Source organism: Porticoccus sp. (genome assembly GCA_023261185.1).
Classification (GTDB): domain Bacteria; phylum Pseudomonadota; class Gammaproteobacteria; order Pseudomonadales; family Porticoccaceae; genus Porticoccus; species Porticoccus litoralis.
In genome coordinates, this window is the sequence record JALRJN010000092.1 from 1 (window position 1) to 16266 (window position 16266).

Consider the following 16266-nt stretch of genomic DNA (forward strand, 5'->3'; position numbering starts at 1 on the left):
GCAGCCGGAGATGTCTACCAGCTCTGTCTAACAACCAAGCTGCGCGGGGAGTTCACAGGGGACCCCCTAAGTTTCTTCCTAAGGCTGAGGCGAGAGCACCCGGCCCCCTATGCAAGCTTCATCAGGCTTCCAGATCGAACCTATGCTTCGATTTCCCCCGAGCTGTTCGTATCGGCCCACGGCTCTCGAATAGTGTCCTCACCTATCAAAGGCACTCGGAGTCGCTCCGTGGACGTGGCAAGAGATCAGGAGCTTATGAATCAGCTTGGAAGCGATCTGAAAGAGCGCGCCGAGAACCTGATGATTGTCGACCTGTTGAGAAATGATCTCGGCAAAACCTGCGAACCGGGCTCCATACGGGTGCCCAAGCTGTTTGGGCTGGAAAGTTTTCCCAATGTTCACCACCTGGTCAGCACGGTCACCGGCAAACTTCGGGGAGGCGAAAGCCCCTTAACCCTGCTGCGCGGTTGTTTTCCTGGAGGTTCCATTACTGGAGCACCCAAAAAGCGCGCCATGGAAATCATTGAAGAACTCGAGTCCTGCCGACGATCACTGTACTGCGGCAGTATTGGTTATATCAGTGCTACGGGAAGAATGGACACCAACATCGCTATTCGCACACTGCTGGCCGATGCGGAAACGCTCCACTGCTGGGGTGGTGGCGGTATTGTTGCGGATTCGGTCGCCGAAAACGAGTTTCAGGAAACCCTGGACAAAATCCGCATCCTTATTCAAAGCAACGGTGACTAACGATTAGCCACCGCCTGGGAGGTTATAGGGTCAAATCGCGCTGACTGGCTTTAATAAACTCTTTTTTCAAATCTTCAAATGTGTGTACAGCGGGAAACTGCGGAAATTCATCAATGACATTCTGTGGTGCATGAAACAGGATGCCGGCATCCGCTTCCGCCAGCATGGTAGTGTCGTTATAGGAATCACCCGCAGCAATGGTGCGGTAATACATACTTTTGAAACCCACGATAGCCTGGCGCTTGGGGTTTGCCTGGCGAAGCCTGTAGTTAGTCACCCGGCCATTGCCATCGGTTTCCAACTTGTGGCATAGCAATGTCGGGAACCCCAACTGACGCATCAAGGGTTGGGCAAACTCATAGAAGGTGTCGGACAGAATCACTACCTGAAATCGCTCCCGCAACCAGTCGACAAAGTCCCGGGCGCCATCCAGGGGAGAAAGCGTAGCAATCACTTCCTGTATCTCGTTCAGGCCAAGACCATTTTTTTCGAGGATATCCAACCGATAGCGCATCAAGACGTCGTAATCCGGTTCATCACGAGTGGTCCGTTTCAGGGCTTCAATACCCGTTTTTTCCGCAAAGGCAATCCAGATCTCAGGAATCAGAACACCCTCAAGGTCTAAACATGCGATTTCCACAGTACTATCCTCATTTATCAGGCCTAGAAAAGCCGCGCCACTCTAACCATTTCAGGGCATTGGCGCAACAGACTGATACCACAGCGGGCTAATAGCCGGATGGATGTAGATTATATTTTCTGATTATTTTTCCTTTAGTTAAGGCTTTGCTATTATGCGCGGCCTCAACTGTTGAACCCTTTAAATTTAGAGAACAACGAGCAAAACCCATGGCAGAAAACCGTTTAAATACTGTCGATCTTGACAGCGAACTCTCTCAAAAATCTCCCGAGGAAATTATCGAGTACGCCCTGGACACATTCGACAACATCGCTATCTCATTCAGCGGTGCTGAAGACGTGGTATTGATCGACATGGCGCACAAGATCAATCCGGACAAAGTGCAGGTATTTTCACTTGATACAGGACGTCTACACGCCGAAACCTACCGTTTTATCGAGAAAGTACGCGAGCATTACGGCATTGAGATCGATGTGGTTTTCCCCGACTCAAATGCAGTCAACCAGCTGGTGCGGGAAAAGGGTCTCTTCAGCTTCTACAAGGATGACCACAAGGAATGCTGTAGCATCCGCAAAATTGGTCCCCTGCGACGCAAACTACTAACCGTTGATGCCTGGATTACCGGACAGCGTCGCGATCAAAGTCCTGGCACACGCACCTCCATTCCTGCCATTCAGGATGACAAGGCCTTTGCGCGCCCGGACGACAGTCTTACCAAATTCAATCCTTTGGCCAACTGGTCATCCCAGCAGGTGTGGGAATATATCCGCAGCAACAATGTACCCTACAACGAGCTGCACGATCAGGGCTATGTCAGTATCGGCTGTGAACCTTGCACTCGTCCCACCGGCCCTGGTCAGCATGAACGCGAAGGCCGCTGGTGGTGGGAAGAAGCCACACAAAAAGAGTGTGGCCTGCACGCGGTTAACATCAAGCAATAAGCGGAGTTATCGATGAAAATCACCCTCGTCAAAAAGATCAAACAGGATGGCAGCCTCTGCAAGAAATGCGAGGAAGTGCAGCAGAAGATGGAAGCTGCCGGCCAGATGGCCTTTATTGACGAGGTTTTGATTGCCGATGAACGCGACCCCTCTTCCCCCGGCATGGAGCTGGCCTCACTCTACCAGGTGGAACGTGCGCCTTTCTTTGTGGTGGAGCGCGACGGTCAGCCCGCTGAGATTCATACCGTCTATTTCAAGTTCGTCAAAGAAGTTCTAAATCAGAAAACCCAGGAAAAAGACGAGTTGAAGGAAATTCTTAACGATAATCCGGATTTGGATTTTATCTGAAAACACGCTTCAACAGGAGGGCATTACACCCTCCTCACTTGTCAGTTACAACTCAGGTAACTCGACCGTACTGAAAAACTTCTCAAAATCATCCTTGGCGTGAATGCCACAGGCCTCATCAATTCGGTCCCGGGTCAGGTGAGGTGCAAACAACTCGATAAAGTCATACATGTAACCACGCAGATAAGTGCCCCGTCGGAAACCAATACTAGTCACGCTGGATTTAAACAGGTGCGTTGCATCCAGAGCCACCAGATCAGTGTCTTTGGCTTCGTCATAGGCCATATGCGCCACAATGCCGATGCCCAGCCCCAGACGAACATAGGTTTTAATGACATCTGCATCTGTAGCCGTAAACACCACGCGGGGTACCAGGCCACGATCGTTAAACGCCTCATCCAGCCGGGAACGACCGGTAAACCCGAAGACGTAGGTCACCAGTGGATAGGTAGCTACATCTTCCAGCGTGAGCTTGGAATTTTGTGCCAAGGGATGATCCCGGGGCACCAGAATACAGCGATTCCACCGGTAACAGGGCATCATCAGCAGGTCGTGAAATAGCTCCAGAGCTTCCGTGGCAATAGCAAAATCCACTGCGCCGTCTGCGGCCTGCTCTGAAATCTGCATGGGTGTCCCCTGGTGCATATGCAGGGAGACATCGGGGTACTTATTAATAAACGATTCAATCACGGACGGCAGCGCATAGCGCGCCTGTGTATGGGTGGTGGCAATGGACAGACTGCCACGTTTAGGGTCGTTATGTTCCTGTGCCAGTTGCTTGATGCTTTCAACCTTGCGCAGGATATCACCGGCAACATTCAGTATTTCCTCACCTGCGGGTGTTACCCGTGTCAGGTGCTTGCCGCTACGGGAGAAGATTTCCACACCCAGCTCATCTTCCAACAGACGTATCTGTTTGCTGATTCCCGGTTGCGAGGTGTAAAGGCTTTGCGCGGTGGCGGAGACATTCAATTCATGATGAGCTACTTCCCAGATATAGCGCAATTGCTGTAATTTCATGGTCCCACCCAACTAGACTGCAATGGTCTAAAAATATAAGAAACTATTCCTTTGAAGAATAGATTTAAATTGCTAGAGTTGCCAGCCAAATTTGGGGTACACGGAACCATTGGATTTTGCTGGATTTTTTTCTATATATCCTGTCGGGGGCATTTGTCGGACTGATCGTGGGACTGACGGGCGTGGGCGGCGGTTCGCTCATGACGCCACTTCTGATATTGCTCGGTATTCCCTACAACATTGCCATCGGAACAGATCTACTCTATGCCGCAGTGACGAAAGCTGGAGGGGTTGTCGCCCACGCCAAACAGAAGAGTGTGCAATGGCGGCTGGTTGGGTTCCTCGCAGCAGGCAGCATCCCAGCTTCGCTGATCACAGCGCAACTACTGAGCTCAGTGTTCACCGATGCTGACGAGTACAAGGAAATTCTCACCACCAGCCTCGGTGTGATGTTGATCATCACTGCTGCGGTTATTCTGTGCAAACGGATGTTGCGTGACACCTCCGATCGGCCACATGGCGCCGTCGGTACTTTCTTTCAGGTACATGCAACCAAAGTCACTTTTGTCGCCGGAATATTCCTCGGTGTGTTTGTGACCCTGTCATCCGTGGGTGCCGGTGCATTCTGTGCTGCCCTGTTAATGATCCTGTTCCCGCGCCTTCCCGCCCTTCATATTGTAGGGACCGATATTGCTCACGCGGTTCCTCTGACCCTCATCGCCGGGTTAAGCCACCTCATCATCCTTGGGAACGTGGACTTGGTGCTGCTCGGCTCACTGCTCATTGGTTCTCTGCCCGCCATTCACGTCGGTACAAAACTCGCCGCTAGGCTGCCAAGTGGTGTCCTGCAGTCCATTCTCGCCTTTCTGTTATTCGGGCTTGGAATCAAGTTCAGTCTATTTTAGGACGACGATTCACCGTCCGGGTTGGAATGAGGGTTGGCACGAGGATTGGCAATGCCATGGGGAACATGGCCAGTTGCCACATGACTTTTAGCCGATTCGCAGTGGGCCTGTTGGTCGTCGAAAAACACATCGGCGCCGTAGGACTTAAGAAAAGAACCCTTATCCAACCCCCCGAGAAACAGGGATTCATCGATACGAATATCCCAGGCTCGCAGGGTTCTGACGACGCGCTCGTGGGCAGGCGCAGAGCGGGCTGTTACCAATGCCGTGCGTATGGGGCAGGTTCGAGGTGGAAACTCTGCCTGTAGGGCATGCAGCGCTTGCAAAAAGTTTTTAAACGGGCCTCCGCTCATGGGCTGCTTGGCCGATGCCTTCTCGCTCTGAGTAAAGGCCGCCAGCCCTCCCTCCTTGAACACCCGTTCGGATTCGTCAGAAAACAGAACCGCATCGCCGTCAAAAGCAAAGCGCAACTCATCATCCTTGCGATCCCTTGAGCCTGAAGAAATCAGAGTTGCTGCCGCCACGCCATTGTCCAGTGCGTTACAGACATCCTCGGCATTGGTGGACAGAAACAGGTGGCAACCAAAAGCGGACACATAGCGGTATGGACTTTCACCACCACAGAAAGCGGCGCGGGTAATATTGAGTCCGTGATGCTCGATGGAATTAAATACCCTTAACCCAGTATCCGCAGAATTGCGTGACAACAGGATCACTTCCACACGGGGCTCACCCTCGAGCTTTTCGTTAATGCGCAACAGTTTTTTTACCAGAGGAAAAGCTTCACCCGGTTCCAGCAGTTCATCTTCATGTTCCACCTGGTAGCGGGAATAGGCTTCCAGCCCTTCTTGCTCGTATACCTGGTGACTTTCATCCAGGTTAAACAGTGCCCGCGATGAAATCGCGATCACCAGTTTGTCACCAAAGTTTTTTGACACTACTCTGACCTCAACACGGCGGCGGAATACGGCATCTCTTTACCTGGTTAATTTAATGGCAATACCTGCAAAGCTCAAACAGCAAATGGAGTCCCAGTTAAATGCAACCATTAAGCGGGCAAGCCCGGTTTCCGGTGGTGATATTGCCACAACCTTCACAATAAGAACCGATGCAGGCCAAAGCTATTTCCTCAAGTTTGGGGAAAACCTTCCCCCTGATATGTTCAACGCTGAAGCAACGGGGCTGAGGAGAATTGCGACAGCAGCCTGTATTAGAACACCAACTATCATTGCGGAGACCGACAATTACCTGATACTGGAACTGATCACGGAAGCGAAACCAACAGATCACTACTGGATAAACTTCGGCCACCAACTGGCGCAATTACATACCCATACATCCGAATACTTTGGCTTTGTGCAAAATAACTACTGCGGAGCAACACCGCAGCCTAACCCAAGGGATAAAAATGGCTATCACTTTTTCGCCACTCAGCGCCTCAACTACCAGGCTGAACTGGCCTTAGAGAGGGGGCTGCTGAATATTGGGGATGTAGACCTGATCGAACGAATCAGCAGCCGACTGCCCGAGCTGGTCCCGCTTCAACCACCTTCCCTGCTCCACGGCGATCTCTGGCCTGGCAACCAGCTATGCGATGAGTTCCAGCAACCCGTGCTCCTTGATCCGGCCTGTTACTACGGCTGGGCTGAAGCGGAAATCGCCATGACACTGCTGTTTGGAGGGTTTGATAAGCGTTTTTACCAAGCCTACCTGGAAATCAACCCACTTGAGCCGGGTTGGCAAGAGCGCTCCGGTATCTACAACCTCTATCACCTGCTCAACCACCTCAACCTGTTTGGCCGTGGCTATTATTCCCGGGTGAATAACATCATCAACCGATATCGCTAGCGCCTTTCGGAAAAATACTCGCGGGTTAAAGAAAAGATGACTGGGCTGAGCAGCAACAACCCGACCAAGTTCGGTATCGCCATCATGCCATTGAGGGTATCAGCAATACTCCACACCAGGCCCAGCTTGAGCGTGGCGCCTACATAGACCGCAATTACCCACAACACCCGGAATGGCACTATCACTTTGACCCCGAACAGGTATTCAGCGCAGCGTTCCCCGTAGTAGCTCCAGCCAAGAATTGTGGTAAAAGCAAACAGGGCCAGGCACAGCGATACCACGTGATCGCCAAATGGCAGTACCGAATTGAATGCCAGATTGGTCAGTGCTGCACCCTGCTCACCACTATTCCAGGCCCCCGTGGTTATGAGCACCAGTCCTGTCAGCGTACAAATCACCAGGGTATCGATGAACGTGCCGAGCATGGCGATAGTGCCCTGTCTCACCGGGTTGTCAATTTCCGCCGCCGCATGGGCGATGGGGGCGCTGCCGAGCCCGGCCTCATTGGAAAAAATGCCTCTCGCCACACCCATACGCAGCGCCAGCATGATAGTGGCGCCGGCAAAGCCACCGCCCGCTGCCACCGGGGAAAACGCGCTCTTAACAACAAGCAATAACGCCTCAGGAATAGCACCGATATTTATTGCCAGAATACTCAGGGTGACAACCAGATACAGTAACGCCATAAATGGCACCAGCTTACCCGCCACACTGGCAATGCGGCGGATGCCGCCAAGCAGCACCAATCCCACCAACACCGCCATCAATATCCCGGATAGCCATTCCGGCACATTAAAGCTGGTGCGCAGTGCATCCGCCACGGAATTGGCCTGGACAGTATTGCCGATGCCGAACCCAGCCAGGGTGCCGAACAGGGCGAAACACAAGGCAAGCCAGGCCCACCGCGGGCCCAGGCCATTGCGGATGTAATACATAGGGCCACCCACTTTCCGGCCACGCTCATCGGTTTCACGGTAGTGAACTGCCAGCACTGCCTCACTGTATTTCGTGGCCATACCCACCAACGCCGTACACCACATCCAGAACAGCGCACCGGGGCCGCCAATACCCACTGCCGTCGCGACACCCACAATATTACCGGTGCCCACCGTCGCGGATAGTGACGTCATCAAGGCGTTAAAGGGACTGATATCGCCCTCACCACTACCCCGTCGCCCAATGAAAAGCTGTCGAAAACCGTAACCGATTTTACGGATACTCAAGCCACGTAGGCCGATGGTCAGATAGAGGCCGGTGCCAAGAATCAGAACCAGCATGACCGGCCCCCATACAAATCCGTTAATCGTATTGACGATGTTCTGTAGCATCATGGCATTAACTCGGCTCTGCTCTCAGTTATCTTATTATTGATCCCGCACGGGCAGGGACAAACCCAGCTGCTGCCGTTGCGGAAACAACCCAAACAGCCCGCCGGTATGGATAAACACCAGATCACTGTCGGAAGGGAAACTACCCCTCTCAAGTTCCTTTAACATCCCGTAAAAGGCCTTGCCGCTGTATACCGGGTCGAGAATAATGCCCTCTAGAGCAGCTACACGGCGAATGGTAGCAAACACTTCTTCTGTTGCCCGACCGTAACCTGGACCAATATATTGATCATTCACATGCACAGACAGTGCATCCACGTTCAATGTCTGCCGATAACGCAGCGTCCAGTCTGTTATATCTTCACGAATTTTTTGCTGAAAATAGGCTTCATCATCACAGACGGCAAAACCCACTACCGGCACATCGAGGTTGTGCAGTGAACAGCCCAGGGTCAAACCGGCTTGGGTACCGCCGGAACCAGAGGCGCAGACGATGGCCTCCGGTGTTATCCCCCGCGCTTTGAACTGTGCTGACATTTCCTCAACACAGTGGATATATCCCCACGCACCAATGCCGTCACTGGCTCCTGTGGGTATGGCAAAGGCCTGGCGTCCCTCTCGACGATAGTGCTCCACCCAGTGGTCAAACAGCGTTGACAGCTGTTGATATTCGGAAAGTGGGTAGACAGTAATCTGCGCACCCGCCAGGCTGTCCAGCAGCAGGTTGCCGTCTAACTCCTCCGGTGTCTCACCACGGAGAATCAGATGGACTTTAAGCCCAAGCTGGGCACCCAGAATTGCCGTAGCACGACAATGATTGGACTGTAATCCACCACAGGTAATGATGGTATCGGCACCCTCTGAAAGGGCCTGTGCCAGGGTGAATTCCAGTTTTCGAACCTTGTTGCCACTGATGGCACAGCCCGTCATATCATCCCGCTTGATCCAAATGCGGGTACCAACTTCTGCAGACAGTCGGGATAGTAGCTGCAATGGCGTTGGTGTCTGAGCGAGTTCCAGCCTTTGGGGATAGGAAATCATAGGCAAAAGAAAGGCCGCATCAGCGGCCTATTCTCATCAGATCTCTTTGATCGTGCCTTTGGGCAATACAGCGTGAACTGCAGCCCGCTGGAATTTCAGTTCAACGTTATTCCCGGCAACCAACACCAGGTAATCGTCGTCGAGCTTACTGATTTTCCCTAGCATGCCGCTGTTCATCACGACCTCATCACCCTTGCTCAGTGATTTGGTCAGTTCTTGATGTTCCTTCTGGCGTTTGCGCTGGGGACGGATAATCAGGAAATACATAAAGATAAACAACCCGCCGAACATCAGCAGCGTCACAATGGGGTTGGGTTCGCCGGCTGGCGCTGGTGCGGCCATAATGACCTGGGACAAATCAAGAGACATTCAATTACCTCAATTTTGTGTGTTATTCAGGAAAGGGGCGACTTTAGCGCGATCACCGCGGTTACTCAAACCAGATTTTCTTTAATCCAGCCAAGGACGTCGTCATGATGGGTTTTCGTCTTCACTTTATCCATCACCAGCGCGATTTTGCCCTTTTTATCAATCACAAAGGTGGTGCGTAATACTCCCATGAACTCGCGGCCCATAAATTTTTTCAGCCCCCAACAGCCATAGGCTTCGGTGATGGCATGATCTTCATCAGAGAGAAGATCAAAATTAAGATCCTGCTTATCTTCAAAGCGAGCCAGCCGCGGAAAAGGATCAGGGCTCACACCGAGAACAACCGTATCCAGATCAGCGAATGCTTTTTTAGAATCCCTGATACCGCACGCCTGAACGGTGCAACCGGGCGTCATCGCCTTGGGGTAAAAGTACAGCACCACGTTTTTACCTTTGAAATCACTCAACTTGATAGTTTCACCACGCTGGTTTTGCAAGCTGAACTTAGGTGCGGCTTTGCCCACTTCCGGAAATGCCATGGGGGTCTCCTTGTGATCAATGAATTAGCAGGGGTGAACTTTAGCAAAAAATCAGAAGCTGGTGCGAAGATATGGGTCGTGACTAGAGACCTGCAGGTGCATCTTGTTTTTCAGCACTCCCGCCAAGCGAAAACGATCTGATCGACTGAGAAAGGAACCCAGGTGGTAGCAATGGCCCAGGGCCACCAGGTCAATGTCTGGCAGACTCATAGGGCGGGATGGGCGATCCACAAGAATACGGATGGACTGTTCCGGGAAATGAAGATATAGATCGGGGGTTTTTTTGCCCCTCTCCAGTTTCAAAACACCATTTTCCAGGGTCAGGACTTCCTGGCAATCCAGTTTACGCAGGGTCAGATGCATGGCGGCGGCCAGCGCAGCAATTTCCAGCCCGGCAAATGGCAACACCAGCCATGCACCCTTTAGGGCAAAAATTGCGGCCGTTACCAACAGGATTGAGGAAGCTCCGAGCAAAACCAAGAGATTACCGTTCCAGTCCATCGAACGGTTAGGCGTCAGCACCAATTGCAGGGCGTGGTTTGTCAGAGTATGTAGAGTAACCATGGCTTTACCTGTTTGCAGTTTAGACCATTTGATAACTCCGGAGCACTACCTAAATGATGTTGATAAAAACAAAAAAGGCGCCCGATGGGCGCCTTTTTCTAACAGGAATAGAATCCCTTAGGGAAGCAGGTGGCTCACTGCATCGCGCTCTTCAGCCAGCTCTTGTTCAGTAGCGGCCATTCTGTCGCGAGAGAAGTCATTCACTTCAAGTCCTTGAACAATTTCCCAGTCGCCATTTTTGCAAACACAGGGATAGGAGTAGATCAAGCCTTCAGCAATGCCGTAGCTGCCGTCGCTGTATACGCCCATGCTGACCCAATCGCCTTCGGCAGTACCGAGAGCCCAGCTGCGCATATGAGCAATAGCCGCATTGGCAGCAGAAGCCGCAGAGGAAGCACCGCGAGCTTTAATGATAGCCGCGCCACGTTGTTGTACTTCGGGGATATAGGTGCCTTCGTACCAAGCCTGATCAACCATATCGATAGCGGTTTTGCCATTGACCGTAGCGTGGTGCAGATCGGGGTACTGGGTTGAGGAGTGGTTACCCCAAATGGTCATTTTCTTGACATCATTGATGGTAGTACCAGTCTTCTGAGCCAGTTGAGTCATGGCACGATTGTGGTCCAGACGGGTCATGGCAGTGAACTGACGGGGGTTGATGTTCGGCGCATTACGCTGAGCAATCAGGGCATTGGTGTTGGCAGGGTTACCGACCACCAATACTTTAATGTCTGGGGAAGCGTTATCGTTAATTGCCTTACCCTGAACGGAGAAGATCGCGGCGTTGGCTTCCAGCAGATCTTTACGCTCCATGCCGGGACCACGTGGACGTGCACCTACCAGCAGTGCGTAATCGGCATCTTTGAACGCCACATTGGGATCATCCGTTTGAACAATGCCCGCCAGCAGTGGGAATGCACAATCATCCAGTTCCATTGCCACACCTTCCAGTGCACCAAGAGCAGGAGTGATTTCCAGCAATTGCAGGATAACCGGCTGATCTTCGCCGAGCATTTGACCAGCGGCAATGCGGAACAACAGGGAATAGCTGATTTGGCCAGCGGCGCCGGTAACGGCTACACGTACAGGTGCTTTCACGATAGGTCTCCAAGACAAGTTGTTAACTAGATGGGTCGGCCATTATAAGGAAAAGCTAGAAAATTTCACTCGCTGAATCAGATTGTGGGCATCCGGCTGGTGAATACCAATTGGTTACACCTGGTCGTCTGGTGAATAAAGCGCCAGACCGGCATTCTGGACGATCTGGTTGACCGGCACAGAGACGTATTCGTACTGGTAGTAATCAGTGGTCAAAAGCTCTCCATCCCAGGCAACCAGGTCCAGATCGATAGTCCGAGGACCTGACTTAATTGCCCCCCTCACCCGCCCCAGACGGTCTTCAACCGACTTCAGGTAACAATTAAATGACTCCCGGTCCATTGCCGTTTCCACTAGGTAGGCCGTATTGAGAAAATCAGGCTGGTACTGGAAGCCTACCGGCGCAGTTTCAATGACATCTGCACTTGCCAGAAGCCGGGTTTCCTCTGCCAGAATTTCACGGGCCTGACGTAGGTGTTCATGTGGATCAATATTCGACCCCCCTGAAATGATGGCCTGGTGCAGAGACTCTAAAGCTTCTGTCACGACCCACTCCCCGGTACGTAGTCTTCTGCATTGAGTCCACGCTGGTTAATGCTTTCTCCTCCATCGACGTAAAGTACCTGGCCGGTGACAAACTCGTTTTGCAGGAGGTAATTCATGGCGGCTACCAGCTCTGACACATGACCCTGGCGACCCGCAGGAATCCCCTGGACACGCCAGGCAATGTAATCTTCCGTGCGATTGCTTCCCGGTAGAACAACCCCCGGGGCAATGCCATTCACACGAATATTAGGGGCAAACTCCGCCGCTGACAGTGTCGTTAACTCCGCTAGGGCTTTTTTCGAGAGCAGATAAGCTGCGTAATTGTTCTGTTGAAAGGCAATCTTATTATCAATGATATTGATTATGGCCCCTCGCTGAACCACTGAGGCAAAACGACCAGACAACAAAAACGGGGCGAAAAAGTTGACCTCGAACTGCTGTTTCAACAGTGCAGGCGTGGTCTCGGCTATCTTGGCTGCTGTATATGCTGAGGCGCAGTTAATTAAGAGCTGAAGTGCCGGAAAACGCTCCACCACCTCGTCAACAAGAGTATTTACCCCTTCACCGGCCAGGTCGCATTGAAATCCCTGACAGTGCACACCAAGGGCGGTTATCTCGTCAATGGCCGCCTCAGCCTCGGACTTTGAGTGGTGGTAATGCAAGGCGATATCAAAGCCCTGCATAGCCAGAGCTCGGGCAAAGGCCAGCCCAAGCCTTGTGGCGGCGCCAGTGACCAAGGCTGCCGGTCTCTGATCAATCTCTATCATGTTGCGACTCCGATTTTGGGTGCCATCATTTCATTCTGAAACACCGACTGCAAGCCAGGCATTGGAGCAAAATGTGTCATAGCGCAAAACATTTCAGTACTGCCGAGGTCTAATAAAGGAGATTTTTGCTACACTGCGATTTCCATATGAGTGACGAGAAGTTGTCCCCCTAATGTCCTATATCCCACGCGTTATTGCCTGCCTGTCCTTTTCTATCTTTGCCTTGCTGGTGTCAGCAGAGGTGCAATTTGACACTGAGCAGCCGGAAACAGCTGTTGAAATTGTCGATGAACTCATCAACAAACACTACCGCAAGCAGGACCTGAACGATGAACTATCAAAACAGTTCCTCTACAAATACATCGACAACCTGGACCCGGCAAAAAGCTACCTGCTGCAGACTGATATCAACGAATTCCAGCGCTGGGAAACAGAACTCGATGACATGCTGAAACGCGGAGACCTGACTGCCGGCTTTGTTATTTTTAATCGTTACATCAAGCGGGCCACCGAGCGCCTACAGGCCAATATCGACCTGCTTGAGAGCGACTACCAGTTTGACCTTAATCAGGACGAGCAATTATCCATAGACCTTGATGAGCTGCCCTGGCCCAAGACCATGGCAGAAGCTGACGAACTCTGGCGGAAACGCCTAAAAGAAGCCTATCTGAGATTGATCCTGAGCGACAAGGAGTCCCAGGCAGCCCGGGATCTGTTGATCAAGCGTTACAGCAATCTCAGCAAGCAGCTGTCGCAGCGCGATAACGAAGATACATTCCAAGTGTTCATGAACTCGCTCGCCGCCTTGTACGATCCCCACACGACTTACATGTCACCCCGCTCCATGGAAAACTTCCGCATTGCCATGTCCCTGTCACTAACCGGTATCGGAGCAGTTCTGCAATTTGAAGATGAAAATACCAAAGTAGTCAGAGTGGTGCCCGGCGGACCAGCTGACAAACAGGGTATTCTGCAGGCCGGTGATGTTATTGTCGGCGTTGGACAGGATCAGGAGGAAATTACCGATGTCATCGGCTGGCGCCTCGATGACGTGGTCGACCTGATACGCGGTCCGAAAGACAGTACCGTACGCCTGGAAATTATCCCCGCCACCGGCGAGTCCGCCGGAACAAACCGGGAAATTGCCATTATCAGAGACAAAATTCAGCTTGAGGAGCAGGCAGCCAACTCCGAAATCATCGAAGTCAACACTGATGTGGGCAACTACAAGCTTGGCGTTATCACCGTGCCCACCTTCTATCTGGACATTGAAGCCTACTACAACCGTGACCCCAACTTTAAAAGCAGCACACGGGATGTAATGCGCCTCTTGGGCGAACTTGATGAACAGAAAGTCGATGGTATTATTCTCGATTTGCGCAACAACGGCGGTGGTTTCCTACAGGAGGCCACCACGTTAACTGACCTGTTTATCGACCCAGGTCCGGTCGTTCAGGTGCGCTATTCCAACCAGATGATTTCCCGCAACCATCGTTCACATGCCGACGCCTATTACCGCGGTCCTCTCGTGGTGTTGATTAACCGTCTCAGTGCCTCGGCATCGGAAATTTTTGCTGGCGCAATTCAGGATTATCAGCGCGGACTGGTGATCGGTGGCCAGAGCTTCGGCAAAGGCACGGTACAGGTCCAATTACCGGTTCGCCAGGGCCAACTGAAGCTGACCGAATCCAAATTCTACCGGGTTTCCGGCAACAGCACTCAGCACTTGGGCGTTGTACCGGATATAGAACTGCCCTCCTACTTCGATACTGAAAAAGTCGGTGAAAGCGCCGACGAAAATGCGCTGCCCTGGGACCAGATTAATGCCGTCCCCCACCGCCGCTATAACTTCACGGATATCCCCCTGGAAGCACTGAAGGAGCGCCACGTCTATCGTCAATCAAAGGACCCCGACCTTGTCTATCTGAACCAGGAATTGTCTTTGCTCCGGGAGCGTCGTAAGGAAAACAGCATTTCACTCAATGAATCCGTGCGCCGGGACGAAATGGCCAAGTACGATACCACCCTACTGACCATTGAAAATCAGCGCCGACAGTCGAAAGGACTGGAACCCTACGCCACCATTGAGGAATGGCGGGAATCCCGCAGCCCTGAGGATGACGACACACGGGACCTGTCAGAACGCGACCCATTACTCTATGAAACAGGCAATATTCTGGCGGATTACCTGAGCCTGCTAGCACCCAAGTCACTGCTGGCCAACCAGCCCTGATCAGCAGTCAGCCAACTGCCGTGAAAATCGTCTCTTTCAACGTCAATGGCCTCCGTTCTCGCCTGCACCAACTGCAGGCGTTAACCGAGGAACACCAACCGGACATCATTGGTCTTCAGGAAACCAAGGTGGCGGATGACCTGTTCCCCATTGAGGACATCAATGCTCTGGGATATGAAGCCATTTTTCATGGCCAGAAAGGTCACTATGGCGTCGCACTACTCTACCGAATGCCCCTGAAACATTCGATGGCAGGTTTTCCCCATGATGGTGAAGACAGTCAGAAACGACTGATTTATGGATGCTTCGAATATCAGGGGCAACCGCTGCATGTGTATAACGGCTATTTTCCCCAGGGAGAAAGCCGCGATCACCCGACTAAATTTCCGGCCAAACGCCAATTTTATGCAGACCTTTTCGAGCACCTCAGAAAACATCATCATCCCGAAGAACAAATTGTTGTCATGGGTGACATGAATGTCGCTCCCCTGGATACAGATATCGGCATTGGTGACAACAACCGCAAACGCTGGTTGCGCACAGGAAAGTGCTGTTTTCTACCGGAAGAGCGGGAATGGCTGGAACAATTCAAACACTGGGGTTTGAAAGACAGCTTTGATCATTTACACCCCGGCAACCAGCCACCACTTTACAGTTGGTTTGACTACCGCAGTCGAGGTTTTGAACAGGCCGATAAACGCGGCTTGCGTATCGACCTTATGTTGGTATCAGCCTCTCTGTTGTCCCGAACCACCGATGTCGGCATCGATTACCACATCCGCGGCATGGATAAACCCTCTGACCACTGCCCCATCTGGTTAACCACTGACAATTAATTTCCTTATCGCTGTCAACCAATGACGATCTGATCCGTTTTTAGGGTTACACGCGAATGAGGGAATACCCATGAAAAAACTCGCTATTATTGGTCTTTTGACAACCTCTCTGGCCTTGGGGGCTGCACCTGCTCTGGCGAGGGACTACGACAGAGGCAAACTGTTTTCCTCTGATCACCACCGCTATGAACACCGCCATGAACGCCGAGAGCATCGTAACGATCGTCGCAATGAGCATCGCGATGACTATCGAAGAGACAAGCATTATGACAAACGCCGTTATGATGATCGCTATTACCATCGCTTCAGCTACAGTGACCGGTATCGTCACGAGGTAAAACACCATTACAAGCACTATCGATGTGGCTACCACCCCGGTTCGCGGGCTCATCATAACCACAACCATTACTATGACAGTCGCACTGGTGAATACCTGGCCATCATCGGCGGAACCATACTGCTGACGGAAATACTCCATGGCCACCATTGATTG

Annotated in this window: 19 protein-coding genes; 8 read left to right on the forward strand and 11 right to left on the reverse strand. The window is 52.0% G+C overall.

The window, feature by feature from the left end; translation table 11 throughout:
* Positions 1-750 (forward strand): aminodeoxychorismate synthase component I (gene pabB / locus ACYZYZ_RS08680; RefSeq protein WP_461483975.1); only part of this gene is annotated, 750 nt, incomplete at its 5' end.
* A 22-nt stretch (positions 751-772) separates the two neighbouring features.
* Here the strand turns inward: pabB and thrH are convergent.
* Positions 773-1390, reverse strand: coding sequence for a bifunctional phosphoserine phosphatase/homoserine phosphotransferase ThrH (gene thrH, locus ACYZYZ_RS08685; RefSeq protein ID WP_305170996.1), 618 nt, complete (start codon positions 1388-1390; stop codon positions 773-775).
* Between the two features lie 209 nt (positions 1391-1599).
* Between thrH and ACYZYZ_RS08690 the strand changes: the two genes are divergently transcribed.
* Both ACYZYZ_RS08690 and ACYZYZ_RS08695 read left to right on the forward strand, forming a co-directional pair.
* Entirely contained in the window at positions 1600-2331 is a 732-nt protein-coding gene (locus ACYZYZ_RS08690) for a phosphoadenylyl-sulfate reductase (RefSeq protein ID WP_461483976.1), read from the forward strand.
* Positions 2332-2343: 12 nt separating this feature from the next.
* Entirely contained in the window at positions 2344-2679 is a 336-nt protein-coding gene (locus ACYZYZ_RS08695) for a hypothetical protein (protein WP_305170998.1), read from the forward strand.
* Between the two features lie 45 nt (positions 2680-2724).
* On the opposite strand, the gene cysB is transcribed toward ACYZYZ_RS08695, so the two are convergent.
* Positions 2725-3699: an HTH-type transcriptional regulator CysB gene (gene cysB, locus ACYZYZ_RS08700; RefSeq protein WP_461483977.1), complete on the reverse strand. Its 975-nt coding sequence runs from the start codon at positions 3697-3699 to the stop codon at positions 2725-2727.
* A 116-nt stretch (positions 3700-3815) separates the two neighbouring features.
* Here cysB and ACYZYZ_RS08705 point away from each other — a divergent pair, with 116 nt between their 5' ends.
* A complete protein-coding gene (locus ACYZYZ_RS08705; protein WP_305171000.1) occupies positions 3816-4604 on the forward strand; it encodes a sulfite exporter TauE/SafE family protein in 789 nt (262 codons plus the stop codon).
* Here the strand turns inward: ACYZYZ_RS08705 and ACYZYZ_RS08710 are convergent.
* Positions 4601-5542, reverse strand: coding sequence for a 5'-nucleotidase (locus tag ACYZYZ_RS08710; protein ID WP_305171001.1), 942 nt, complete (start codon positions 5540-5542; stop codon positions 4601-4603). The genes ACYZYZ_RS08705 and ACYZYZ_RS08710 overlap by 4 nt on opposite strands.
* Before the next feature lie 55 nt (positions 5543-5597).
* Between ACYZYZ_RS08710 and ACYZYZ_RS08715 the strand changes: the two genes are divergently transcribed.
* Positions 5598-6452, forward strand: coding sequence for a fructosamine kinase family protein (locus ACYZYZ_RS08715; RefSeq protein WP_461483978.1), 855 nt, complete (start codon positions 5598-5600; stop codon positions 6450-6452).
* On the opposite strand, the gene ACYZYZ_RS08720 is transcribed toward ACYZYZ_RS08715, so the two are convergent.
* From ACYZYZ_RS08720 to ACYZYZ_RS08755, 8 genes are all read right to left on the reverse strand, one after another.
* Entirely contained in the window at positions 6449-7780 is a 1332-nt protein-coding gene (locus ACYZYZ_RS08720) for an alanine/glycine:cation symporter family protein (protein WP_305171046.1), read from the reverse strand. The genes ACYZYZ_RS08715 and ACYZYZ_RS08720 overlap by 4 nt on opposite strands.
* 36 nt (positions 7781-7816) lie before the next feature.
* A complete protein-coding gene (locus ACYZYZ_RS08725; protein ID WP_439651672.1) occupies positions 7817-8827 on the reverse strand; it encodes a 1-aminocyclopropane-1-carboxylate deaminase/D-cysteine desulfhydrase in 1011 nt (336 codons plus the stop codon).
* Between the two features lie 30 nt (positions 8828-8857).
* Positions 8858-9190: a preprotein translocase subunit YajC gene (yajC, locus tag ACYZYZ_RS08730; protein ID WP_305171004.1), complete on the reverse strand. Its 333-nt coding sequence runs from the start codon at positions 9188-9190 to the stop codon at positions 8858-8860.
* A 65-nt stretch (positions 9191-9255) separates the two neighbouring features.
* Entirely contained in the window at positions 9256-9729 is a 474-nt protein-coding gene (gene bcp / locus ACYZYZ_RS08735) for a thioredoxin-dependent thiol peroxidase (RefSeq protein ID WP_461483979.1), read from the reverse strand.
* 51 nt (positions 9730-9780) lie between these two features.
* On the reverse strand, positions 9781-10293 hold the full coding sequence (locus ACYZYZ_RS08740; protein WP_305171006.1) for a DUF2244 domain-containing protein: 513 nt from the start codon (positions 10291-10293) through the stop codon (positions 9781-9783).
* 117 nt (positions 10294-10410) lie between these two features.
* A complete protein-coding gene (locus tag ACYZYZ_RS08745; RefSeq protein ID WP_305171007.1) occupies positions 10411-11391 on the reverse strand; it encodes a malate dehydrogenase in 981 nt (326 codons plus the stop codon).
* A gap of 114 nt (positions 11392-11505) precedes the next feature.
* Positions 11506-11937 (reverse strand): 2-amino-4-hydroxy-6-hydroxymethyldihydropteridine diphosphokinase, encoded by a 432-nt coding sequence (folK, locus tag ACYZYZ_RS08750; protein ID WP_305171008.1) that lies wholly within the window; start codon positions 11935-11937, stop codon positions 11506-11508.
* A complete protein-coding gene (locus tag ACYZYZ_RS08755) occupies positions 11934-12704 on the reverse strand; it encodes an SDR family oxidoreductase (protein ID WP_461483980.1) in 771 nt (256 codons plus the stop codon). The genes folK and ACYZYZ_RS08755 overlap by 4 nt, the downstream gene beginning before the upstream one ends.
* A 172-nt stretch (positions 12705-12876) precedes the next feature.
* Here ACYZYZ_RS08755 and ACYZYZ_RS08760 point away from each other — a divergent pair, with 172 nt between their 5' ends.
* The 3 genes from ACYZYZ_RS08760 (at position 12877) to ACYZYZ_RS08770 (ending at position 16263) form a co-directional block, all read left to right on the forward strand.
* Positions 12877-14937: a carboxy terminal-processing peptidase gene (locus tag ACYZYZ_RS08760; protein WP_461483981.1), complete on the forward strand. Its 2061-nt coding sequence runs from the start codon at positions 12877-12879 to the stop codon at positions 14935-14937.
* 20 nt (positions 14938-14957) lie between these two features.
* Positions 14958-15773: an exodeoxyribonuclease III gene (gene xthA, locus ACYZYZ_RS08765; protein WP_461483982.1), complete on the forward strand. Its 816-nt coding sequence runs from the start codon at positions 14958-14960 to the stop codon at positions 15771-15773.
* 70 nt (positions 15774-15843) lie between these two features.
* The gene (locus ACYZYZ_RS08770) at positions 15844-16263 is read left to right on the forward strand and encodes a hypothetical protein (protein ID WP_461483983.1); all 420 of its coding nucleotides are present in this window, start codon (positions 15844-15846) and stop codon (positions 16261-16263) included.
* Positions 16264-16266 lie beyond the last annotated feature (3 nt).

Coding starts and splice junctions, on each gene's coding strand:
- ACYZYZ_RS08755 (WP_461483980.1), bottom strand. CDS start 12,704: ATGATAGAGATTGATCAGAGACCGGCAGCCTTGGTCACTGGCGCCGCC.
- ACYZYZ_RS08720 (WP_305171046.1), bottom strand. CDS start 7,780: ATGCTACAGAACATCGTCAATACGATTAACGGATTTGTATGGGGGCCG.
- ACYZYZ_RS08695 (WP_305170998.1), top strand. CDS start 2,344: ATGAAAATCACCCTCGTCAAAAAGATCAAACAGGATGGCAGCCTCTGC.
- bcp (WP_461483979.1), bottom strand. CDS start 9,729: ATGGCATTTCCGGAAGTGGGCAAAGCCGCACCTAAGTTCAGCTTGCAA.
- ACYZYZ_RS08740 (WP_305171006.1), bottom strand. CDS start 10,293: ATGGTTACTCTACATACTCTGACAAACCACGCCCTGCAATTGGTGCTG.
- yajC (WP_305171004.1), bottom strand. CDS start 9,190: ATGTCTCTTGATTTGTCCCAGGTCATTATGGCCGCACCAGCGCCAGCC.
- ACYZYZ_RS08770 (WP_461483983.1), top strand. CDS start 15,844: ATGAAAAAACTCGCTATTATTGGTCTTTTGACAACCTCTCTGGCCTTG.
- ACYZYZ_RS08690 (WP_461483976.1), top strand. CDS start 1,600: ATGGCAGAAAACCGTTTAAATACTGTCGATCTTGACAGCGAACTCTCT.
- ACYZYZ_RS08760 (WP_461483981.1), top strand. CDS start 12,877: ATGTCCTATATCCCACGCGTTATTGCCTGCCTGTCCTTTTCTATCTTT.
- ACYZYZ_RS08715 (WP_461483978.1), top strand. CDS start 5,598: ATGGCAATACCTGCAAAGCTCAAACAGCAAATGGAGTCCCAGTTAAAT.
- cysB (WP_461483977.1), bottom strand. CDS start 3,699: ATGAAATTACAGCAATTGCGCTATATCTGGGAAGTAGCTCATCATGAA.